The 23264-nt window shown below is 39.0% G+C and carries 16 protein-coding genes; 6 read left to right on the top strand and 10 right to left on the bottom strand.

The features are described 5' to 3' along the window. Positions 1-90: 90 nt before the first annotated feature. The 8 genes from B3297_RS15265 to polA all read right to left on the bottom strand — a co-directional run bounded on the left by B3297_RS15265 (position 91) and on the right by polA (position 10819). The gene (locus B3297_RS15265) at positions 91-1503 is read right to left on the bottom strand and encodes a tetratricopeptide repeat protein (RefSeq protein WP_286779103.1); all 1413 of its coding nucleotides are present in this window, start codon (positions 1501-1503) and stop codon (positions 91-93) included. Between the two features lie 181 nt (positions 1504-1684). Then, positions 1685-3121: an OmpA family protein gene (locus B3297_RS15260; RefSeq protein ID WP_376778163.1), complete on the bottom strand. Its 1437-nt coding sequence runs from the start codon at positions 3119-3121 to the stop codon at positions 1685-1687. Positions 3122-3318: 197 nt separating this feature from the next. Continuing rightward, on the bottom strand, positions 3319-4329 hold the full coding sequence (locus B3297_RS15255) for an inorganic phosphate transporter (protein WP_046671636.1): 1011 nt from the start codon (positions 4327-4329) through the stop codon (positions 3319-3321). 36 nt (positions 4330-4365) lie between these two features. Continuing rightward, positions 4366-5013, bottom strand: a complete 648-nt coding sequence (locus tag B3297_RS15250) for a DUF47 domain-containing protein (RefSeq protein WP_046671637.1) — start codon at positions 5011-5013, stop codon at positions 4366-4368. 90 nt (positions 5014-5103) lie between these two features. Beyond that, positions 5104-6141, bottom strand: a complete 1038-nt coding sequence (locus tag B3297_RS15245) for a sensor histidine kinase (RefSeq protein WP_070560922.1) — start codon at positions 6139-6141, stop codon at positions 5104-5106. 63 nt (positions 6142-6204) lie between these two features. Beyond that, positions 6205-6858 (bottom strand): phosphatidylserine decarboxylase family protein, encoded by a 654-nt coding sequence (locus B3297_RS15240; RefSeq protein ID WP_046671639.1) that lies wholly within the window; start codon positions 6856-6858, stop codon positions 6205-6207. A 24-nt stretch (positions 6859-6882) separates the two neighbouring features. After that, positions 6883-8013 carry a toxin-antitoxin system YwqK family antitoxin gene (locus tag B3297_RS15235; RefSeq protein WP_286779102.1) on the bottom strand — a complete coding sequence of 377 codons (1131 nt, stop codon included), beginning with the start codon at positions 8011-8013 and terminating at the stop codon, positions 6883-6885. 4 nt (positions 8014-8017) lie between these two features. Further along, the gene (gene polA, locus B3297_RS15230) at positions 8018-10819 is read right to left on the bottom strand and encodes a DNA polymerase I (protein ID WP_286779101.1); all 2802 of its coding nucleotides are present in this window, start codon (positions 10817-10819) and stop codon (positions 8018-8020) included. Positions 10820-10925: 106 nt separating this feature from the next. Here polA and rsgA point away from each other — a divergent pair, with 106 nt between their 5' ends. Continuing rightward, positions 10926-11846 (top strand): ribosome small subunit-dependent GTPase A, encoded by a 921-nt coding sequence (gene rsgA / locus B3297_RS15225; RefSeq protein WP_115046310.1) that lies wholly within the window; start codon positions 10926-10928, stop codon positions 11844-11846. 65 nt (positions 11847-11911) lie between these two features. Here rsgA and B3297_RS15220 read toward each other — a convergent pair whose 3' ends face one another. Next, positions 11912-14365, bottom strand: coding sequence for a hypothetical protein (locus B3297_RS15220; protein ID WP_286779100.1), 2454 nt, complete (start codon positions 14363-14365; stop codon positions 11912-11914). Beyond that, positions 14325-15362 (bottom strand): hypothetical protein, encoded by a 1038-nt coding sequence (locus tag B3297_RS15215; RefSeq protein WP_286779099.1) that lies wholly within the window; start codon positions 15360-15362, stop codon positions 14325-14327. Before B3297_RS15215 ends, B3297_RS15220 begins: the two co-directional genes overlap by 41 nt. Positions 15363-15457: 95 nt before the next feature. Between B3297_RS15215 and B3297_RS15210 the strand changes: the two genes are divergently transcribed. From B3297_RS15210 to B3297_RS15190, 5 genes are all read left to right on the top strand, one after another. After that, a complete protein-coding gene (locus tag B3297_RS15210) occupies positions 15458-17353 on the top strand; it encodes a hypothetical protein (RefSeq protein WP_286779098.1) in 1896 nt (631 codons plus the stop codon). 106 nt (positions 17354-17459) lie between these two features. Beyond that, positions 17460-19250 (top strand): TrkH family potassium uptake protein, encoded by a 1791-nt coding sequence (locus B3297_RS15205; protein ID WP_236586147.1) that lies wholly within the window; start codon positions 17460-17462, stop codon positions 19248-19250. 109 nt (positions 19251-19359) lie between these two features. Beyond that, positions 19360-20046 (top strand): potassium channel family protein, encoded by a 687-nt coding sequence (locus tag B3297_RS15200; protein WP_046673051.1) that lies wholly within the window; start codon positions 19360-19362, stop codon positions 20044-20046. 3 nt (positions 20047-20049) lie between these two features. Further along, the gene (locus B3297_RS15195) at positions 20050-20370 is read left to right on the top strand and encodes a YbjQ family protein (RefSeq protein ID WP_046673052.1); all 321 of its coding nucleotides are present in this window, start codon (positions 20050-20052) and stop codon (positions 20368-20370) included. A gap of 400 nt (positions 20371-20770) precedes the next feature. Further along, positions 20771-23251, top strand: a complete 2481-nt coding sequence (locus B3297_RS15190; protein WP_286779097.1) for a YfhO family protein — start codon at positions 20771-20773, stop codon at positions 23249-23251. Positions 23252-23264 lie beyond the last annotated feature (13 nt).

The following is a 23264-nucleotide window of genomic DNA, read 5'->3' as shown; positions in this document are numbered from 1 at the left end:
GCGAAAAGTACGTTGTGGGAACAGGAATATATTTTCAATTTTAATATCCGGTCATTGCTATGCAATGACCGGATATGAGCCTCTTACATGTTAATCTTTCGGCTTTGTATATTTTTTTACAATTTCAGTAATAATCTGATTCCCTTGTAGCTGTGGAAGGTAATCAAAAAGAATATGATGCTTATCGGGATCCGTCGCCAGACCAAGCTCTAAAAAGTTCAGCGCTTCATTGTATTGTCCATTGGCAAATAGATAAGCAACCACACGATAGTACAGCTCTGCAGCATTTGGATTTTGTGTGATGGCATCGGATAGTACATCAATGGCTTCTTCAATTTTACTTTGTTCAAATAGAATGGAGGAATAATCGAGCCACGCATCTATATCTGTTGGGTTCAAAGCGACTACCTTTTTATAGGCTTCTTCTGCAAGATCTATTTGTTGTAGTTTGTATCGGGCATCGGCAATCGCAAACCAGTAATCGGGGTTTGTATCTTCCAGCTCCAATGCTTTTTTATAGAAATGAAGAGATTCAAAATAACGCTCTTCGAAATCTAAGGTGACCCCAATACCGAACCAGGCATCAGCAAGCTCCGCATCTAATTTGACTGCTTTTTTATAATAATTGCGGGCTTCCTCCATCTGCTCAAGTTTCTCATAACATTCGCCAATCGCACAATAGGTATCAGCACTTGGTTGCTCATATTCAAATGTTTGTTTGTATACGTCCAATGCTTCCTGATAGCGATCTAGATTAACAAGAGCGTTCCCCTTATTGAAATAAGCTGAAGAAAAGTCTTCTTTAATTAATATAGCATAGTCATAAGCATCCAGAGCTTCCTCAAACCGACTGATTTTATGGAAAGAATTTCCCAAATTGTACCAAGCATAGTAGGAGTATGGATCTGAATCAATGTATTTTTTATAAAAGGAGATACTTTCCTCTTGTCTATCCAATACATCATAACAGTAGGCCAATTCATAGAGTGCTTCTTGGTAATCCATGTTGAGCTCAAGGGCTTTCTTTAGATAAATTATAGCCTTGTCATAATTCATTTGCGCTTGAAAGATCATCGCAATATGGAAGTAGACTTCATCTTTATTATCTAATAGCGGAAGTGCTTTGAAGAGCTGTTCCAAAGCATTATCAAACTGGCCGATACTGCCTAATATGCCGCCGCGGATCAAGAAAATGTCTCCTTCTGAAGCTTCCAATAATTCCGCTTTATCAAGCGCTGCAAGTGCATTCTGATATTGTTGAATCGTTGAAAACAGTTGTGCCTGTTTCAATAGGAAGGTAATATCAAAAGGGTGTTGGCTGATCGCATATTCGGTAACCTGTAGGGCCTTAACAGGGTCATTTTTTTCAGTGTAGTAATCAATAATTCCTTCAAAAGCCTTGGAGTCAAAAAAATACTGATCCTCGTTTCGAAGCATTTCCTCATATCTGTCCACCGAGATTTTTCTTTCTTCGGGGTTTTCAAATTCAAAATCCTCTTCCATTCTCAAAAGTTTAAAACCAGTATTCTGTTCTTTAATTCAAAATACTAATTTCTTATCTAATTTGTTCGAACTAATTTTCCACAAATCGGATATCCTCCACAAAGTTAAGGATAAATACGGGTAAAATAAAAAAGCCGGCTTTAAAGCCGGCTTCTAATATAATGGTATAAGTTATATACGATTATTTTTTGATCTCAACACGACGGTTTTGAACACGACCTTCTTCAGTAGCATTAGATGCAACTGGGTTTTTCTCTCCGTAACCGTTAGCAGTGATGCTTGATGAAGAAACACCAGCGTTTACTAAATATTGTTTTACAGAGTTCGCACGGTCTTTAGATAAAGTCAAGTTATAAGCTTCAGAACCTTCAGCAGAAGCATAACCATCTAATTGTACAGATGAATTGTTATCACGTAACTCTTTAGCCAATTTGTCTAATGTAGAGTAAGATGAAGTTTTCAATACTGAGCTATCAAATTCGAATTGAATTGGAGCGTAGTAACCGTTAGAAGTAACGTTGTTAGCAACTGGCTCTGGGAATTTGATTGGACATCCTGAACCATCTACTGGAGTACCAGCTGGAGTACCAGGACATTTGTCAAATTTATCAGATACACCATCACCATCAGCGTCAGCGCTTAATGTGTTAACAGTACCTTCTAAAGTGCTTACACGTTGTTTCAACGCTTCAACTTCGTTTCTCAATGAAGGATCTTTCAACTCATCATACAATGTAGCAACTGGGTTAGCAAAAGTCAAGTTTTGTTTGTCTTTCGAACCTAAAGTGAATTCTAAACCAGCCATCACTGTAGAGAATTTACCTTTGTAATCTGTACGAGCGGGACCATATAATAAGTTATCATCAGTAAAGTTCATTGTATAACCTAAATTCAAGGCAACAACTTCTGATAATTTGAATTTAGCACCAACACCTACAGGAACGAAAGCCGTTAGTTTGTTATCACGGTCACCTTTGAATTCACGGTCACCGAAGATTTCAGATCCCCAATTACCTTTATTGTTATAAACCTCTGTTCCAGAAAAGTCTTCATTTCCAAATTGAACAGGATTATTAGCCAATACTCCTAAACCTACTTTAGCGTAGAAGTTAACCGCATTTTCTCTTCTTAAGAAATCAATAGTTCCTAATTGAAATACACCATTAATGCTAGCTGCCCAATTTACATCAGTTTGTGCAGATTTAGCAACACCATTACGATTAGTTCCAGAACCAGCTTCAAATCCGTTAAATCCGTCAAGAGCTTTGTTATAAGTTTTGATCTTACCACGGTTTGCTTCTAATTCTAAACCAAAAGTGTGAGAGAATTGTTTACGGATAGTTAATCCGTAGTATTCACCAACTTTGTTTTGGAAGTAACCTACTTTTTGTCCAAAAGCATTTGATCCAGGAAGAATTGTGTTTGGTGTAGTGATACCACCTTGAACTCCGATAGACCAAGTTCTGTATTGTGATCTACCACCGAATACTTGTTGAGCTTGTGCTGTACCAGCGAAACCTAAAGCGGCAACTAATGTAGCAGCAACTGCTGTTTTTTTAATTGTAGAATAGTTCATACTCTTGTTTTTAAGGTTATTATTAATTTTAATTGTTTTCAAATTTAATTATCGTATTAACACATGGAATAGTACAATTGCCGTGCCAAAGTCTTAAAGTTATGTTAAAATTTTGTTTTTGCTATATTTTGTACTAAATTAAGTATTTAATGTGAAACAACAAAACAAAAATCCGGTACGAAAGTACCAAATTTTTGTTTTGTTTCAATAGGTTTAAGAAAAAAATTAAGTATTTTTTTCTAAAGCAAATAATGTACGACCAATAACGACAACGCGCCCAACAAAGCTGAAACCGGAATGGTTAATATCCAAGCCCATAACAAGCTAATTGTTACCCCCCAACGTACTGCTGATACACGTTTGACAACACCAACACCGATGATTGCACCTGTAATGGTATGCGTAGTTGAGGCTGGTATCCCAAAATGTTCTGTGATACCCAAGGTGACAGCTCCTGCAGATTCAGCACAAACACCTTCCAAGGGTGTTACTTTTGTAATCTTGGTTCCCATCGTTTTAACAATTTTCCACCCACCGCTCATTGTTCCGGCAGCGATTGCTGCGTAACAAGTTAATGGAATCCATTCAGGCATGTGTTCAGTCGTTGGGACATAGCCACCAGCAACCATCGCTACAAGGATAATTCCCATGACTTTCTGCGCATCATTACCTCCATGTGCAAAGCTCAAGGCGGCAGAAGAAACAAGTTGCAATATCTTGAACCATTTTTCGGCAACACTTGGACGGGAGTTTTTTGCCAGGTTGATTACAATCAATGTGATGATAACCGATATCGTCATACCTATAATAGGGGCCAGTACGATAAATGCAATAATCTTTAAGGTTGCATCAATATTGATGGCGTGGATAGGATCTGCGCCAAGGATGAACGCGTAAGCCATTCCCGATCCTGCAAAACCTCCAATAAGCGTATGGGATGAACTGGATGGCACACCATAGTACCATGTAAATAAGTTCCAACCGATTGCTGCAAGTAACCCCGCAAAAATAACTTCTAAGGTAATGTATTCTTCCAATACTGTTTTTGCAATGGTATTGGCTACTTTATGATCTGTAAAGTAGAAGTAAGCTGCAAAGTTGAATATCGCAGCCCATAAAACGGCCATTGCTGGCGTTAAAACTTTTGTTGATACAACTGTCGCAATAGAATTGGCGGCATCATGGAATCCATTGATGTAGTCAAAAGCAATCGCAAGGACAATTACAACAACGAGTAATGTTGACATCATAATCTCGTAGAATTTTTGTGCACTTAAATCGAATGATTATGCGTTTTTAACCAGAATGCTTTCTAATACGTTAGCAACATCCTCACATTTATCGGTTGCATCTTCCATTGCAGATAACACTTCCTTGTGTTTAATTAATGAAATTGCATCTTTTTCAAATTCAAAAAGGTCAGCTACAGCTTTATCGAAAATATAATCCGCTTTGTTTTCTACGCTATTGATGCGAACACATGAATCCGTAATATTGCGGATATTTTTCAAATCTCTAAGCTCATGAATAGCTTTTGATACATGTTCTGTAGCTTCGACTAGTAAGTCAGCAATTTCAATCATTGGCTCGGTGGCCTTTTCAACCTTGTAAAGGTCCATTCTATTGGCGGCTCCATGGATAAAATCTGCGACATCGTCCAATGAGCTTGCCAAAGAGTGTATATCTTCGCGGTCAAAAGGAGTGATAAAGTTCTTTCCCAGCTCCAAATGAATTTGATGCGTGATGTTGTCGCCTCTATGTTCCAAATCTTCCACTTTGCGTGTTAATTCCTTTTTCTTTTCAGGGTTGCTTGAGTTAACAATATCTTTTAACAACTTTGACATCTCGATCAAGTTGTTGCCGGCTTGTTCAAACAAAGGGAAGAATTTTTTATCCTTTGGAACGAAGTATTGAAAAATGCTATTTAAAGACATATCTTAAATTTATTTTTGCAAAAATAATACCTTAATGTTAAGTTAATGTTAACATTGATTTTGTTTAAACACAAAAGTGTCATCAATTGTTTAATTACCGGACTGAACTTTTTGTAAAGTAAAGCCGAATGTTGTTCCAATGCCCTCTGTACTACGCACATTTACGTTTTGCTGATGTGCTTCGACAATGTGCTTTACGATAGCCAATCCTAATCCTGATCCTCCAATATCGCGTGATCGGCTCTTATCAGTTCGAAAAAAGCGCTCGAATACACGGCTCAGATTTTTTTCTTCGATGCCATAACCGTCGTCTGTAATTTCGATAAGAACCTGTTCAAACAGTGGGAAAATCTTAATTTTCGTTGTCCCGCCCTCTTTTCCATACTTTAGGGAATTATCTATCAGGTTGTATAATACCTGATGAATTTTATTTCGGTCAGCTTTAACCCAATGGGGTGTACCCACTTTGGGTTTGAATTCTATTTTGATATTGTGTTGTTTAGCTTTGTCTTCAAGAGAGTAGGTGGTGTCTTTAATGAGGTCGACGATATCGAATTTTTCTATATTCAGGACCATTTTTCCGGATTCCAGTTTGGATATTTCATCAAGATCCTGAATCAGGTAATTTAGCCGGTCTAGATTCCGGGCAGCCTTATCTAAGAAATTCTTGGCCATTTCCATGTCTTCTTCCATCAGGCCATCTTGCAGGGTCTCAATGTAACCTTGAGTGGCAAATAAAGGCGTCTTGAATTCATGAGAAATGTTGGATAAAAACTCTCTTCGGAATTTCTCCTGTGATTTTAACTGCTCTATCTCATTTTTTTTATCTTTTGCCCATGCTTTGACTTCGTTCTCAGCATCTGTGATAGGATCCTCACTGACATGTTCTCCGATAGCATCTTTAAGATCCTTACCGAGTTTAAGGTTATGAATTAATTTATACATCGTATTGAGTCTACGATATATATATTTTTCAAATAGATAGTTAAATAGAAGGAAACTCGTTACCACAGCAACAAAGAAAATGATCAGCGCTGTCTGTAGGTCATGTTTATAATAAAAGCTGATCGTAGATATTGCAATGCCGACAGCTGCGGAGTTTGCCAGTAGTAATTGTTTAAAGTTCATTTGCAGAATAAAAAAGGCCCCTGATTTGGAGCCTAAGTTACTTATAATGATATTAATAAATTGTTAAAATTTTCCGATAATCGTTTTTGCTCCAGTAACCTTGTCACCAATGTTAACATTGATTTCAGTGCCTAAAGGAAGAAATAAATCTACGCGGGAACCGAATTTGATAAAACCAAACTCATTGCCTTGCACGACTTCGTCTTTTTCTTTTACATACCATACAATGCGGCGCGCTAAGGCTCCTGCTATTTGGCGGAAAAGAACCTCCCGACCAGCCTTATCTTTGACAACGACTGTTGTTCTTTCGTTATCTGTAGATGATTTGGGGTGCCAAGCCACCAGAAACTTACCGGGATGGTATTTAAAGAACGTGACTAAACCACTGATTGGGTTTCTGTTGACATGCACATTGACAGGAGACATAAATATAGATACCTGTATACGCTTATCATGGAAATACTCATTTTCCTCAGTTTCTTCGATAACAACAACTTTTCCATCCGCTGGACAAAGAATCACGTCATCCTGCGGGTTGACCACTTTTCTGGGACTTCTGAAAAACTGGACAACTGTGATGAATAGGAATGCTGATAGCGCATAAATAAACCATTTGGCGTATTGCGGAGCGTCATAATAATCCGCAACGGCATTGATAATGAAGATAAAAAGTACAGCGATCGCTAATGTGGTATATCCTTCTTTATGAAATTTCATATCTATTTATTTCTGCAAAGATAATTATTTACTCGAATTGTCTATTTGTCTTTCGATTTTAATTGAATGGGTATAGATTTTTCCATCGTTACCCTGTGTGATCCCACCAGACACTCTGATGAGGTCGTCTTGAGGCTGGTTGTCTTTATACGTAGGGAAATAGAAGTCAATACTTCTCGCAATACGGCTCAAAATGCCATCGAAAGATTCGTTTCCGGAATCTGATGTTAACTTGAGACTTTTTAGATTAGCCATTCCGGTTTTCTTTACTTCCACGAGGTAAGAAAAATTAACCTGCTTGGTGATATCTAGTCTTGTTTTATTGAGATTGTCATTAAAACGTTTAGTTAAGAAAGCATAAAAATTGGAATAATCATCAAAGCTGCAAGACTTACCGTTAAATAGTTCCGCTCGTATAAAATAGTCATAAGGGAGGATGCTTAGCGACATGAAATCCTCATTATTTAGGTCTCCATTGTCATCATAGGTCATTGTGAGCACACCATTTGCAAAGCGTTGTGTCATAGCGTAAACGGGTTGCTGACCTACATTGTAGAAATATGTATTCCAGTTTCCCTGTGGCCTGCCGCTTTTCACCTTTCCTTTGCGTAGGTAGAAATCAAACCCAAATTCAGTAAATCCTTCAAACGGAATAGAAAATTCATAGTTGCCTTCGCCATTTATTACTTCCTGTTTGCCCCTGTTGTCCCAGTAATCTTTTATAAAGTAGCCTTGTTCACTATAGGTTATGGTCAATAGCGGTTTTCCATCCGGGTAGTAATATTTCCAATCACCGGTCGGGTGGTTGTTTTGGAAATTTACTTCCCATTTCAGCACTCCATTTGGATGGAAGGCTTGAAATACGCCTTCTTTTTTACCATCTTTATAGGAACCAATGAGTATTCTCGCTCCATTTGGCGCAAAATCGCGAAACTCTCCGTCAAAGACTTGCTTTGCAAAATCAAATTTGCTCACACGTTCAATCGTTTTAAACTCGCACTCTTTTGAAACCAAATAATAATATTTGTCAAAATAAAAACGAATCAATCCCTGGTCTAATTTTTCATAGAATACAGGTTTTTCATCCTGTGCATACAGGTTTGTAAAGCTGCACACAGACAATAATAATAAGATATGGATGAATTTTCTAATCATAACTTTAGTGTGCTTCTAGCCAATTTTTGCCTTCTCCAATTTCTACGATCAAAGGAACACTTGTTTTTATAGCATTGGACATTTTGTCCAAAATAATTTTTTTGAATACCTCGATCTCGTCTTTAGGTACGTCAAAAACCAATTCATCATGCACCTGCATGATCATTTTACCTGTTAAACCTCGCTGTTCAATTTCCTTCTGAATCGCGATCATGGCAAGTTTGATCAAATCTGCTGCCGATCCTTGGATCGGAGCATTAATTGCGTTTCTTTCAGCGAATCCGCGAACGGTCATGTTTGCAGAATTGATATCTCTCAAATAACGTCTTCGTTTTAAAATTGTTTCAACGTAACCCTTCTCTTTTGCAGACTCGACGGCATCACTCATGTATTTTTTTATTCCTGTATATTGGTTAAAATATTCATTGATGATATCGGATGCTTCTTTACGAGATATGCCAAGGTTTTGGGAAAGGCCGAAGGCCGACTGGCCATAGATAATGCCAAAGTTAACTGCTTTCGCGTTGCGACGTTGTTCAGAAGTAACGGCATCAAAATCCACATTATAGACTTTCGCGGCTGTTGCCCGGTGGATATCGTGACCTTGACTAAATGCTTCCATCATATTCTGATCTTTACTGAGTTCGGCAATCAGGCGGAGTTCAATCTGTGAATAATCGGCTGAGAGGATCACGTTGTTTTCAGATCTTGGGATAAAGGCTTTTCTGACTTCTCTTCCCCGTTCGGTACGGATCGGGATATTTTGCAAGTTCGGATTAGTTGAGCTCAGACGGCCTGTTGCGGCAACCGCTTGATTATATGACGTATGAATGAGCCCTGTTTCGGGGTTTATCAATTCAGGTAGCGCATCAACATAGGTAGATTTGAGTTTTTGCATCTGCCTAAAGTTCAAGATATCTTGGACGATATCTGATTTATGGGCCAATGCCAATAATACATCTTCACCTGTTTTATATTGTCCTGTTTTTGTTTTTTTAGCTTTAGGATCCAGTTGCAGTTTATCGAATAAGACTTCTCCCAATTGCTTAGGGGAGGCGATATTGAAATTTACGCCCGCTTTCTCAAAGATGGATTCCTCGAGATTTTTAATGTCCTGATCCAGTGTTTTTGAAAACTCTTCAAGTGCCGGAACATCTATTTTTACACCGTTTCGTTCAATTTCAGCGAGTATATAGACTAATGGGAATTCGACATCCTGAGCGAGCTGCATGGTGTTGGTCTCGACAAGAAGGGGTTGAAACACATTTTTTAGCTGTAGGGTAATGTCTGCATCTTCAGCAGCATATTCTTTTACTTTTTCGACTTCAACGTCGCGCATATTCCCTTGCTTCTTTCCCTTTTCACCGATAAGTTCGGTGATTGATACCGGGCTGTAATTCAGGTAATTTTCTGCAAGTACCTCCATCCCGTGGCGGGTATCTGGATCAATTAGATAATGTGCAAGCATGGTGTCAAAAAGGGAACCTTGTACCTTTACACCATAGCGTGCTAATAACAAAATATCGTATTTGATGTTTTGTCCTATTTTCTCGATGTTTGGGTTTTCTAGAACTGGCTTGAAAATATCGACTATAGCTTGAGCACCCTCACGATCGGCAGGTGTTGGGACATAATACGCTTTAGCGTTTTCAAAAGAAAATGATAAGCCCACAATATCGGCAAGGTTTGCATCCAATCCTGTTGTTTCTGTGTCGAAACAAAAACTATCTAAAGACGCAAGCTGTTCGGCTAGCGCTACTTGTTTTTCCGCTGTGTCGGCCAAAACATACTCATGTGTTGTATTATGTATATTATTTATTGCGACATTTTCGACACTGATTTCAGTGACAATTTCGGTCGTGGTAATTGTCGTCGTTGTTGTCGAAAATAAATCCATTTGCCCATTTGTAGGAATGCTCTTGTCAAGTACGGAGAATTCATCGCCGAAAACTCGTTTTCCAAGTGTTCGGAATTCCAATTCTGCAAATAGTGGTTCAAGGATTTCTTTGTTTGGGTCTTCCAGTTCTAGCGATTTTTCATCAAGTTCAATGGGTACATCCAATAAAATAGTGGCTAATTTTTTGGAGATAAGCCCTTGTTCTGCAAAATTCTCCACGTTCTCGCGCATTTTTCCTTTAAGCTGATCCGCGTTAGCGATAATGCCTTCGACAGATCCGTATTCCTGAACAAGTTTTTTCGCTGTTTTTTCTCCAATTCCAGGTATACCAGGGATATTGTCGACGGCATCGCCCCAAAGACCAAGGATATCGATGACCTGGCAAACGTCAGAAATTTCCCATTTTTCAAGAATCTCTTTGACACCTTGTACTTCTGCTCCATTACCCATGCGTGCAGGTTTATAGATAAAGATATTTTCAGACACAAGTTGCCCGAAATCTTTATCCGGTGTCATGCAATAGACCTGAAAATTTTGCTTTTCAGCCTTTTTTGCCAGCGTACCGATAATATCGTCGGCCTCGTAACCATCCATGGTGATGATCGGAATATTGAAGCCCTCAATTAAGCGATTGATATAGGGGATAGAGGCCGCAAGGTCTTCTGGCATAGATTCGCGATGTGCTTTATAAGCTTCAAATTCAATATGTCGTGCGGTAGGTGCCGCCGTGTCGAACACTACTGCTATGTGGGAAGGTTGCTGATTTTTCAATACATCCAATAGGGTATTGGTAAATCCCATGATTGCTCCTGTATTTAACCCTGTTGAGGTAATTCGGGGAGTTTTGCTCAATGCAAAATAAGCTCTATATATCAGAGCCATTCCATCTAGAAGAAATAGTTTTTTCACAAAATTGAATTTTAGTCTCCTTACAAAGGTAAGAAATTCATCAAAGGGTAAGTTTAATAAATTTTTCCGATTTTTGTACTATGACACATTTAATGCAACAGGATTTATGAGAGGACTGGTAACTAAATCGACAGGTAGTTGGTATCAAGTTTTGGGCGAAGATGATAAAAGATACGATTGTCGTATTAAAGGAAAGTTTCGTACTAAAGGAATAAAAACGACTAATCCTGTTGCTGTGGGGGATTGGGTACATTTTGATGTGGAACCTGATCAGGATAGTGCGGTCATTCACGAACTGGAACCTCGTCGAAATTATATCATTCGAAAATCCGTCAATTTGTCCAAACAAACTCAAATTATCGGAGCAAATCTGGATCAAGCTTTTTTAGTGGTGACACTTGCCTCTCCGCCAACATCTTTAGGTTTTATCGATCGCTTTCTAGTAACAACGGAGGCCTACGGAATTCCTGCCGTAATTATTTTCAATAAATTGGATCTTTTTAGTGATGAAGGGTTGGAGATATTGGCAGACTATAAAGCTATTTATGAACATATTGGCTATCCCTGTTTCGAGGTTTCTGCGTTAACCGGTACCAATATCGACGTTGTCAAGCAACTGCTTAAAGATAAAATAACCTTGGTATCAGGTCATTCTGGGGTTGGCAAATCAACGTTGATCAATGCAATCGTTCCTGAATACGGGTTGAAAACTGGTGAAATCTCCGATTGGTCTGACAAAGGAAAGCATACAACTACTTTTGCTGAAATGTTTGATCTTCCTTTTGGAGGGAAGTTAATTGATACGCCTGGTATTCGTGAGTTGGGAATTGTCGATATAGAAAAACAGGAGCTATCCCATTTTTTTCCAGAGATGCGCGCGTTGATGAATCAATGTCGATTTCATAATTGCAGGCATATCAATGAACCCGGTTGTGTCATTATGGAGGCTGTGGAAGAAGGCTATATTGAGAGTTCCCGCTATGATAGCTACCTCAGTATATATCATAATGAAGATAGTAGATCTTAATCTTTATAAAAATATAGCGCCTTNNAAGGCGCTATATTTTTATAAAGCAAGGTAGGCGGCAGCCCTTATTGTATCGCTTGTGTCAAGTTTAAAAAGTCGCGAAGATAGGTACACTCTTTTGACGCGATGGTAAAGAATGGGGTATCTTTATATTGTGTGCTCAATTCTTTGAAGTACCTATTTTGCATTGAAAAGCGATAAAAAGGATTTTTCAAAGGTGAATCATAATACTGCCAACACGATTCATTGGTATAAACAAAATCCTTTTGTTCGCATTTGGCCAGCATAAAAGTGCATTTAGCCTTGAATTCTTTATTGGAACTGAGCGCGCGCGCTTTGCTATACCATTCCTTTGCCGATTTAGTCTGTAGGTAGTTTCGTTGCCAATGGAGTGTTGAGGGAGCATGGTTATCTGTCGATGACCAATCGTAGGATACGATGGACCATGCATTGCCGTAGGTACTTGTCTGATAGATACCTGTAGCCATTTGAAAGTAATATTCCGCTTTTTTCTGATTGTCTTTTTCCGTTTTTATCGCATTTTCCAACCGCGCCATCCGTTCAGCATATTTTAGTTTGGTTGTATTTTCCTTTCCGTATTTTTTTGGATAGTCATTTATCGTCACAATAAAGGGGTTGGGTTTGATGTCATCTTCATCCGTGCTATACCAGTTTTTAATTTCCTTTATTTTATGGTCTTTAGGAAGTGCTGCTAATGTTTTTGCTGCTTTTTGGAAATCCAGTTCGCGCAAATAAGTTGTACCCAGTAATTCGGTGAGATAATCCCTATTAAAATGTTTGATATCTTTCAATAAGAATTTAGACAGGGTGTTCTGTTGGGAATTGTCCGACAATAAATTCCTTATTTTTAACAGCGTTTTAGGTGTAAGGCTATTTTCCCAAAAGTGCATTGTTGTCCACTGCATATTATCTTCCAATGAGTCTTTCACAAAGCCATAGTTGTAAAAAGCATCTGCCTTTACAGCAGCTAAACTAGCCATAGCGGTGTCTTGTGTGTTCAAATAGTGTTTTACAACAAGATTTTGTAAAATGTTCCGGCAGATTAAACTATAGTTGCTGTATTCAAAAGCACTATAACCCCAGTTTTGTTTGCGGATATCTTCTTTACCATCTAGTTTTGCTTTTTCTTCTAACCACGATAAGGTTTTGGTCAATTGAACTTCATCCAGCTGCTTACTGCTTTGCCAGTCCGTCAATTGTGTGAGCAATCGGGTAATTTGAAGCTGATCAATCAATTTTGGACTGAGGTCAGTCTCTTTTATTCCAGCAAGGTATTCTTTTGCTAAAGCATTTTCCTTATTCATCCAACTTAGGTAGGCAGCAGTAATAAGGCCCAATTGGGGTTGAACATATTTTTTGTCGCGATAAAGTTTTAGCGCAAAATTGCGGAGCGAATCCAGATGTAGCTTAACTTTTCCTTTATCGTCATTTTTACTGTAGTAATTATAATTATCGCTACTGAGGTAAAAAGACTCGTTCATTTCTGTTTCTATCTTATTGACTTCGCGTCCTAATAGTACCGCATTTACGGTATTGGCAGGATCGAGCTGATAGCAGTCGATCAGATATTTCAGGGCATAGTCACTTGTCCCGAAGCCAATGATCGCATTGATGTTGAATCTATCGGCATCATTTTTTGCATATTGAAATATCTCGGCATCGCTGGCTGTAATATAATGGAAATTAGCATACGCGAGGATGCGTCTTTCCGGACTGGCGGTGAATAATTTGGAAAAGAGATAAGCTGCCCTTGCAGGATCACCATTTTTGCGGACAGCCCCCGCATAGTTGGATAGTGCCCAATTGAGGATAGCTTCGTCTCCCTTAGCAGATTGCAGGTACTTTTCATAAATCGTCATGCTCTTGGCGTATTCCTTCCCAAATAGATATAAGCGGGCGGCTTGATATGCATAACGGATATAGAGAAAGCTATTTTTGGGGTACTTGGAGATCTGCTGTTCGGCGAGTTCAGCTAATTGTGTGATTTCTTTGAAATTTCGGGTATCCGGATCCCAATAGTTATGTTGAATATTCGTAATGGGTTCCTGCTTTTTGGTGAACATAAAATAAGCACGTTCAGCTTCATGTTTTCCGTCAATCAATGTGCTTAAGAACGTATTTCCTTTAATGGAATCTGGCAGGCTGGTCCAAGCCGATTTTTGTTGATTGCTGGCTAAATTAGCGGTTGCAGCGTTGCTGTTGTACATCAATTGCTCGACATCCTTAACCTTGACCTGTGAACCGAGGTGCTTCACCCAAGTTTCGGCATTAATTAAACTTTCTTTGACTGGTGCTTCCTCGGTATAAAGAAATTGGTAGGGGATGAATTGAAAGGCAGAAAATCCATTTTCCTCCAGATTGGGGAGATAATATGTCGTTTGATTGTCGTAAGGATCCACTTCAGGACCACAGGCGATATTGGTTGCAATCTCTCCAAAGAAGAAAGCTAATGTAGTGCTAGAAAGCAGCAATAATTTTTTGTAATTCGGCATTGCCATGGTGTGCTAGTGTAGCTTGATCTAAATGATAAAAAATAATCCGGTGTTCTTTTCCTTTCAGCTCTCCCTTCAAAAATTTTGCCGTTTGTAGGAGCTCACCCTGATTGATGGATTCAAAACGTATAACATCTCCCTTTTTAAGGTTTGCTTTTGGGAGATCCTTTGTTAAAATATAGAGGTTCGTATTGGAGTTATGGGTAAATAAGGCGGAGTCTTTGATATCCTCTTCGTTGATATGCTTTGAAATACCGATGTAATTATTATTTCTGAAAACGACAAACCACTGAAATAGCGGTAATGCAATATCCATTTCCATCGGATAATTGCGTAATGTTCCGCTTAGGTAAGTCTTGAGGTCCTGTTGATTTAAAATGGAGTTCTGATTGCCAAATTGTCTGAGATTCCCCATATTGTAACACATCAACATGGCTTTTTTCACAGGCGGAATTCCGCTGGTAACCGTATTTTTGACTTGGTGGAGCCGCAGCGTAGCGCTCACGATAACATCTTTTAATGCCGGTAATTGCTGCAAATAGCTGAGCAGATAGAAAAATTTATCACGGGATGTCTTTGTCCAATCGCAGTCCAGTTGGAGTTCGGTAAATTTTTCTTTTCCGGCTTGTTGTATTTTAGCCGTCACAAACGGAACAATCTTATTTGCCAATCCCCTGATCTGCAGGCTATCCATCTCTGCAAAAACACGTTGGTTGACAAATACTACAGGAATCAATTGCTGTTCTTTGGGTATAGGTTGCGTAAACGTAATGGGACTAATAGGAATGGCTTGTACACCAGATGGATCGAAATCAATATCCATGATGCGGACATAGATAGATTTCGCGTCAATTTCTTTTAAGGATCGGCTTTCTGCGGTATCTACCTGAAATACGGTCTTCCAAAAATAGAAGCCCGTTTCATGCTTTGTTTTGGTGCAGGAAACTAAAAAAAGTAGAGATAGCGGTACAAAAAATAAAAATAGTTGTGTTTTACGCAGCATATTCACCTTATTTAGTCATAATTCAAACAAAATGGGCTTAATTTTGTTTGTTATTCAATAAAATAAAGACGAAATTACAAAGAGATTGTGACTTTATGAAGCCTATTTTCAAATGGATTCTTGGTATTGTAGCGTTTATCCTACTGGCGTTGGGTGGTGGTATTTGGTATTTTAGCAATAAGTGGAAGCCCCTTTTAGATACTAAAATCAAGCAGCTGGTGTCTCAAGCAACGGACAATTTGTATACTATTACATACGACGATATCCACGTCAACCTATTATTAGGCAATATAACAATAGACAATCTGCAGCTCGTCTCAGACAGTTCCGTATATAAAAAGTTGGAGTTGGTCAAAAAAGCACCAGATAACCGCTTTGAAATTTCCATCAATAGGCTGAAAATAAAAAGCTTTGGTATCCGAAGGGTATTGATGGAAAAGGAACTTTTTTTGAATGATATCACCGTCGAAACACCAACGATTCATGTCATCAATGAGGTACACCGTTATAACGATACGGTGAGTAGGGGACCTAAAAAACCATTGTATGAAAAGATAAAGGATAATCTGAAAAAAATTCAGGTTCGGGCTGTCAATTTGAATGATATCGATTTTAAATATACGCAGGTCCAAAAAGGGGTTTATCAAGATTTCGAAGTCAAGAAGGTCAAGGTTCGTATAGATGACGTTTTAATCGATTCGACTTCTGAGCATGACAAACAGCGCTTTTATCATACGAAAATGATTGATATTGAGGTGCCTGGTTTTACCTATAAAACTCCAGACGGGTTTTATAAGATAAACTTTGATCAGTTGAAAATCAATAGTAAAAATCGCAATGTCCTGTTGACTAAAGTTGCTTATCAGCCGACGCTGAATAAGGCTGCATATTACCGAAAGAAAGGTGAAGGTGGAAGCTATATGGTGCTGAAAATGGATACCCTGCTTTTGACGGGATTCAATTTTGCCGAGCTTTCCCGTGATAAGAAAATATATGCACAAAATGCACGCTTAAAAAATGGTTCTCTTTCGATTTATAGTGATAAACATTATAAAAGCCCACCCACCAGTCAGATTGGAAATGCTCCGCACATGAAATTAATGCAGATGTCGACACGCTTGGGAATTGATTCATTGATTTTAGATAATATAGGAATTACGTATGCTGAAATGAGTGATGAGTATAGTCAAATCGGTACCATTACTTTTGATCACACGTATGGTACGATATTGAATGTGACAAATGATTCGGCAAAATTGCTTAAGCAGAAGCTCATGCGTGCAAATTTGAGCAGCAATTTTATGAATGCAGGCAAGCTTTCTACCAACTTCGTTTTTGATATGACCTCTAAAGTTGGGGCCTATACCTACAAGGGCACACTTGGGAAAATGGATCTAACAGTCGTTAATAAAATGATCCGGCCATTGTTAAATGTTGAGGTTAAATCGGGCAATCTCAGTCAGATTACATTTGACATATGGGCCAACGATTACCGTAGTAAAGGAACCTTTAAAATGGATTATGATGATCTCAAAGTTAATATCCTGTCGGAGCCAGGTGATGATGGTCGTCGAGAAAAAAAGGGGCTGCTGTCTTTTATGATTAATCAGGTGTTGTTTAATCCGAGCAATCCGGATTTATACGGGAAATATACGGTAGGGCATATCAATAAGCGCAGGGACCCCAATCATCCATTTTTTAAAGCGATGTGGCAGACTTTGTTGGTTGGAATTAAGCAATGTGTCGGCCTTGATCCAGAACGGGAAGCTAAATTAATGAACACAGCTGGAAAAGTTGAAAAAATCGTTGGGGGAATCAGCAAGGCCAAGAAAATGATTTCAAGTATATTTAAGAAGCACAAAACGCCTGAGGAGTTGCTGAAGGAAGAAAAAGAAGATGAGGCCAAAGAGGCGGCAAAGATTGAAGAGAAAAGGAAGCGTGACCGTGAAAAGGCTGAAAAGGAACTCGAGAAAGAAGGGGCGGGAAATTAAAGATCCGTTTCACGTGAAAAGGTTGCCTTGGTTAAGTCGGCGCGCCAAAAAACACAACGGAGATAGATTTGCATTTATTGACAGATTTATCTTAGTTTGAGACATTATGATAGATTCGATTTTAAGTTTTATCCGATTTGTTTTCAAATATAAAAATGGGCTTGTAGACAAAATCATGTTCTATGTGAGCATGATTTGCGCTGCAATCGTTATATTTAATGTAGGCTATGTTACTGATCCTGCACTAGGGAAATTGCTGGGTAAAACAATTCATTATCTATTCTTTGTGCTCTTTTTCATGATTGCTCTCCGCGAGTCATCCTCCATTTACGCACTCAAAAAAATTGCTGTGGAGCATTACTCGGGCTTGGTTATTCTCATTTACTTTGTATTTATTCTTATTGCCCGTTTTGCAGGGTTTGGAGCACTCGCTGTTTTTTCAAGAGAACAGTGGGTTTATCTCGGAATCTATCTAATTTTTATCGCGGAGCTGTCGAAGAGCACACTTTTCTTTGATAATTTTTATTTTAATCCGACCATATTATTTGTCATCAGTTTCCTCGCTCTTATCCTGCTTGGCACGGTACTCTTGATGTTGCCACGGACCACGGTAGAAGCTCCATTAAGTTTTGTGGACGCCTTATTTATGGCAACGAGTGCTGTTTGTATCACAGGCTTGTCAGTTGCCGATATTTCAACCAATTTTAGCATGTTCGGACAAACTGTGGTCATTGTTTTGATACAGGTTGGCGGGTTGGGTATTATGACATTTACAGGTTTTTTTGGCTATTTTTTCTCTGGCGGATTTTCTTTTAAGAATCAATTGATGTTTGGTGAAATTCTGGGTGAAAATAAAGTAGCCTCTGTCATTAAAACCCTATTGACCATGATATTTATTACGCTGCTGTTTGAATTTCTTGGCGCTATACTGATCTTTAGTACCTTGGAAAGTGCTAATTTTCCAAATTTAGGGAGCATGGTTTTCTTTTCGATCTTTCATTCTATTTCTTCATTCTGTAATGCTGGATTTTCGATCTTATCAGGGGGTATTACCAATGAAGCCTATAAATTCAATTACCCATTCCAGTTGGCGTTATCTTCGCTTTTCATTCTTGGTGGTTTGGGGTTTGGAATAGTATTGAATTTCTACACCTATATGAAAGAATCCATATTGCTTTATTATCACCGATGGATCACAAAGAAAAACTATAAGCATAAAGCATGGAGCTTTAGCTTTAATTCTAAATTGGTGCTGGTCTGTAATGCGATTATTATTGTAGGTGCCACTTTGTTTTTCTATTTCTTGGAGCGAGGGAATACACTTTCTCTTGAAAAGGGAATCGATGGGGAATGGGCGACTTCCTTCTTTATGGCCAATGCCGCACGTTCGGCAGGTTACAATAGTGTTGATTTGAGTTTTGTTGGGCCACCAACTGTTTTTTTGATTATGCTGCTGATGTGGGTCGGGGCCTCTCCCGGATCTACTGGTGGGGGAGTAAAGGTAACTACCGTTGCTGTTTCACTGTTGAATATTGTTTCGCTGGCTAAAGGAAAAGAATATATAGAGATTTTTAAAAGGCGAATAGCCGGCGAATCTGTTAACAAGGCTTTTGCGATTATTTTATTGTCGTTTTTTGTGGTTGGATTCAGTTTTTTTGTTCTCATTTTTACTGATCCAGATAAGAGTATGAAAGCACTCCTCTTTGAAGCACTATCAGCCTATACAACATGTGGATTAAGTTTGGGGATTACACCCTCGCTCAGTATGGGGGGGAAATTAATTATTGCGTTGACAATGCTTGTTGGACGTGTTGGGATGTTGACGCTATTGGTGGCTTTTATTAAAAATACAACCCGGAGAAATATTGTATTTCCGGAAGAAAAGATCTTGTTTTAAGCAGACAAGTGACCGTTTTGGCTAAATTTGATGGCTTTATCAGCGGAATATGAGCATATAAATTGAAAGATAGCTTGGAAATAAAGGTAAATTTATTTTAGTTTGAGATATGAAGTATATTGTTTTAGGATTGGGGCATTTTGGACGTTCTTTAGGGGTACATCTTACTGAACTCGGGCATGAGGTGATTGGTGCCGACCGAAATCTCAGTATCGTTGAACAACTCAAGGACAAGATAACGCACACGGTATGCCTAGATACAACCGACCGAGAAGCGGTATCGTCATTACCCCTTAAAGATGCCCATGCTGTCATTGTTGCAATTGGAGAGGATGAGGGAGCTTCGCTCATGACCGTAGCCCTTTTAAAACAGTTGAAGGTTAAACGTATCATTGGTCGTATCGTTTCAGATTTACAAAAAACTGTGTTGGAGGCCATGGAAATCAATGAATATATCATGCCGGAAGAAGAGGCTGCTGAGCGTTTGGCAATGCGTTTAGACAATATTGATATCGTCGATTCGTTTAAAGTCTCGGATAAATACTCTATTGTGGAGACTAAAGTTCCGGCGCGTTACGTGGGGATGACCTTGCGTGAAGCGAACCTGACGAATTTATACAAGGTGATCGTCTTAACCACCGTGAAAATTACAGAAATGAAAAAGGATGGTGTGACTAAAGAACAAAAAGAAGCTTCAGGAATTGCCGCATCGGAAACGATCATGGAAGAGGGTGATATTTTGGTTGTTTTTGGTGAGCTATCCAATATTAATAAGTTAATTCAAAAAGGAGAATAAAATATGTTATTGACAACAACAGGTACTATTGAGGGGCACCAAATTGAACGCTATTTGGGAATAGTCTCTTCCGAAGTGGTTCTGGGGGCAAATGCAATCAAGGATATGATGGCGGGCTTTCGCGATTTTTTTGGCGGAAGATCCAACTCTTATGAACGCGCATTCCAGGAAACCCGTGAAGCAGCGCTGCGTGAACTTGAAGACCGTGCACGCGCCTTGGGCGCTGATGCGGTCGTTGGGGTTCGACTGGACTTCCAGACGGTAGGAACAGGAGGAATGATGATGGTGGGCGCAACGGGAACGGCGGTAAAAATGAGATCTTAATTACAAGGGGGCAAAAAATTTTGCTCCCTTTTTTATGTGTCCCTCGCTAAGGCAACATTTCAGCTATTGAGTACCCAAAGGCTTGCCCCGATTTTTCTAGACACCTTCTATTTATGTATTTAAAAGGAAGAGCGATCGATTGCCGAGTCAATACAGTTAATACCCTGCTGTTAACAGGACACTGAGCGATAATTATAATTGTATATAAAAACAAATTTATCTAAGTTTGGCTTTTAAGACTTTTAAACAACCTAAGAAGGTAAATGAAATCATCGAGATTTATCAAACCGCGAATAATGTGTTCATAGATACAACGAAAAGCAAGTTATGAATGAACGATTATTTGGTAAGTTGAATAAATTAGATATATTCATCACCTTAAAATGACAAATTTATACGGATGAAAAATTGGTTTAAGGCGAATTCAGCACATTTGATCGTTATTGCGATATTTATTGCGCTCGTATTTTTTTATTTTACCCCTGTTTGGCAAGGAAAAACACTGGCGCAGTCGGATGTGGTACAGGCGCAGGCGGCGCAGAAGGAATTATTTGATTTTAAGGCAAAGGATGGTAAAGCGCCTTTATGGACTAATTCTATGTTTGGCGGAATGCCGACTTATCAAATTTGGCAAGAAAATGAGAATAACATTGGTACCTATTTCTTAAAAGCGGTTAAGTTCGCCTTTCCGAGCCCAATGGATACGGTGCTATTTTATTTGTTGGGGGCTTATTTCCTTTTTAGTGTCTTACGGATCAAACCCTGGCTTGCCGCAGTCGGCGCAATAGCCATTGCATTTACATCCTATAATTTTATTTATATTGAAGCTGGGCATATAACAAGGGCCAATGCAATCGCATTTATTCCGCCTGTTATTGCTGCGGTTATTATGTGTTATCGGGGAAGTAAATTGTGGGGGCCTGTATTATTGGCGTTGTTCCTTTCGCTGGAAATTCGCGTCAATCACTTACAGACAACCTATTATCTGTTAATAGTCCTCATGGTATACGTGATTTTCACGTTCATCGATGCGCTTAAACAAAAGCAATTAAAAGGTTTTTTTATCGCTTCAGGAAGGCAGATTATCGCAGTGGTCATCGCTTTGATGGTAAATGCTTCAATTTTATTACCAACTTGGGAATATAGTAAATTAAGTACGCGTGGACATGCCAATATCACGAAGGTTGATAACAACAACAGCAAAGAGAAAGGGCTTGATAAAGAATATGCCTATGAGTGGAGCCAAGGGATTGGTGAAACCATTACCTTTTTGATTCCAAATGCCTATGGTGGTTCAACTGGTGGACAATTGGACGAAAAATCACATGTCGCTAAATTCCTAATGGAACGAGGAGGTGCGTCGGAGATTCAAGCTGGTCAGATGGCACAAGGCATGCCAACCTATTGGGGCGACAAACGTTTCACTTCGGGACCATGGTATTTTGGGGCTGGAGTTTTCTTCCTATTTGTTTTAGGCCTTGTTATTGTCAAGGACCGCTTCAAGTGGTGGATTTTGGCAACAACCATTTTAGCATTGCTTTTGTCATTTGGAAAAAACTTTACACTTGTATCAGATCTGTTCTTTGACTATTTCCCAATGTACAATAAGTTTAGGGCTGTTGAATCCATTCTTGTTGTGGTTTCCATTACAGTACCTATGATGGCAATTCTGGCTGTCAACGAGCTTTTGACACGGGCGAAGGAGATTCCAAACTTAGATAAAAAAGTGCTGTATACTTTTATTGGTGTCGGTGGCGTCTGTCTGCTTATTGGCGTGATGCCCGATCTCTTTTTAAGTTTTAGGAATGCGGAGCATAGCAATTTAGTAGCAACTTTTGAGCACCAGATAGGCGACAAGGCCTTTGCGACGGACTTGGCAAACCAGTTGGTTCTGGATCGTAAAGATATCGCAAGCAAAGATGCCTATCGTTCCTTTGTCATTGTTCTACTAACTTTTGGATTTGTTTGGGTCTTTTTAAAGAAGAAACTGAGCGAAGGTGTATTACTGGGGACATTGCTGGTCTTATTCTTGTTTGATTTATGGAGTGTAGATAAGCGCTTTTTGAATGACAAATCTTTTATGGAGAAAGGGGCTACAGCACAGCAAGTATTCCAACAACGTGAAGTGGATCAATTGATCTTAATGGATAAAGATCCAAGCTACCGCGTACTAGACTTGACTTCAGATCCGTTTTCGGATGCCCGTCCGTCCTACTTCCATAAATCCTTAGGCGGATACCATGCAGCAAAATTAATGCGTTTCCAGGAAATTTTGGAAAATCAATTTAATGGCGCCCTGAACGAAGATGTATTGGATATGTTCAACGTACGTTATTTGATTACGACAGATCCTCAGAATCAGTCACAACGTATTGTAAGAAGAAGTACAGCTGCAGGAAATGCTTGGTTTGTAGATCGGGTAAGTTTTGTGAAAGGAAATGCCGAAGAAATGCAGGCAATCAGTTCGTTTGACCCACATAAGGAGGCCTTTGTGAATCAACAATATCAAAATGAGATTAAGGCTAAAACTTCGAATGCTTCAACGACAGGAGAGATTAAGTTGACCTCCTACCATCCCGATAAAATGCAATATGAATATACATCTGCCAATGATGCCTTTGCGGTATTTTCTGAAGTATTTTACGATAAAGGGTGGAAAGCTTATGTGGATGGAAAGGAAACGCCTATTATTCGTGCGGATTATATCTTAAGAGCACTGCAGTTACCTGCGGGAACGCATAAGGTAGAATTTGTTTTTGATCCAGAGTCGCACAAATTGGGTAATGTATTGACTTTAATCTCGTCTATTATTCTTGTATTGGGAATAGGAGCGGCGATATATTTCTCCTTTAGAGGGAATAAAAAAGAAACAGCGGCTTAGCTGCTGTTTCTTT

It is taken from the genome of Sphingobacterium sp. UBA3519 (assembly GCF_002377215.1).
Lineage (GTDB): Bacteria > Bacteroidota > Bacteroidia > Sphingobacteriales > Sphingobacteriaceae > Sphingobacterium > Sphingobacterium multivorum.
This window is presented reverse-complemented; position numbering and strand designations above follow the sequence as displayed.

Excerpts from the sequence above, each read along its gene's own strand:
- B3297_RS15265 (WP_286779103.1), bottom strand. The coding sequence starts at position 1,503 with ATGGAAGAGGATTTTGAATTTGAAAACCCCGAAGAAAGAAAAATCTCG.
- B3297_RS15255 (WP_046671636.1), bottom strand. The coding sequence starts at position 4,329 with ATGATGTCAACATTACTCGTTGTTGTAATTGTCCTTGCGATTGCTTTT.
- B3297_RS15250 (WP_046671637.1), bottom strand. The coding sequence starts at position 5,013 with ATGTCTTTAAATAGCATTTTTCAATACTTCGTTCCAAAGGATAAAAAA.
- B3297_RS15245 (WP_070560922.1), bottom strand. The coding sequence starts at position 6,141 with ATGAACTTTAAACAATTACTACTGGCAAACTCCGCAGCTGTCGGCATT.
- B3297_RS15240 (WP_046671639.1), bottom strand. The coding sequence starts at position 6,858 with ATGAAATTTCATAAAGAAGGATATACCACATTAGCGATCGCTGTACTT.
- B3297_RS15235 (WP_286779102.1), bottom strand. The coding sequence starts at position 8,013 with ATGATTAGAAAATTCATCCATATCTTATTATTATTGTCTGTGTGCAGC.
- rsgA (WP_115046310.1), top strand. The coding sequence starts at position 10,926 with ATGAGAGGACTGGTAACTAAATCGACAGGTAGTTGGTATCAAGTTTTG.
- B3297_RS15220 (WP_286779100.1), bottom strand. The coding sequence starts at position 14,365 with ATGGCAATGCCGAATTACAAAAAATTATTGCTGCTTTCTAGCACTACA.
- B3297_RS15215 (WP_286779099.1), bottom strand. The coding sequence starts at position 15,362 with ATGCTGCGTAAAACACAACTATTTTTATTTTTTGTACCGCTATCTCTA.
- B3297_RS15210 (WP_286779098.1), top strand. The coding sequence starts at position 15,458 with ATGAAGCCTATTTTCAAATGGATTCTTGGTATTGTAGCGTTTATCCTA.
- B3297_RS15205 (WP_236586147.1), top strand. The coding sequence starts at position 17,460 with ATGATAGATTCGATTTTAAGTTTTATCCGATTTGTTTTCAAATATAAA.
- B3297_RS15200 (WP_046673051.1), top strand. The coding sequence starts at position 19,360 with ATGAAGTATATTGTTTTAGGATTGGGGCATTTTGGACGTTCTTTAGGG.
- B3297_RS15195 (WP_046673052.1), top strand. The coding sequence starts at position 20,050 with ATGTTATTGACAACAACAGGTACTATTGAGGGGCACCAAATTGAACGC.
- B3297_RS15190 (WP_286779097.1), top strand. The coding sequence starts at position 20,771 with ATGAAAAATTGGTTTAAGGCGAATTCAGCACATTTGATCGTTATTGCG.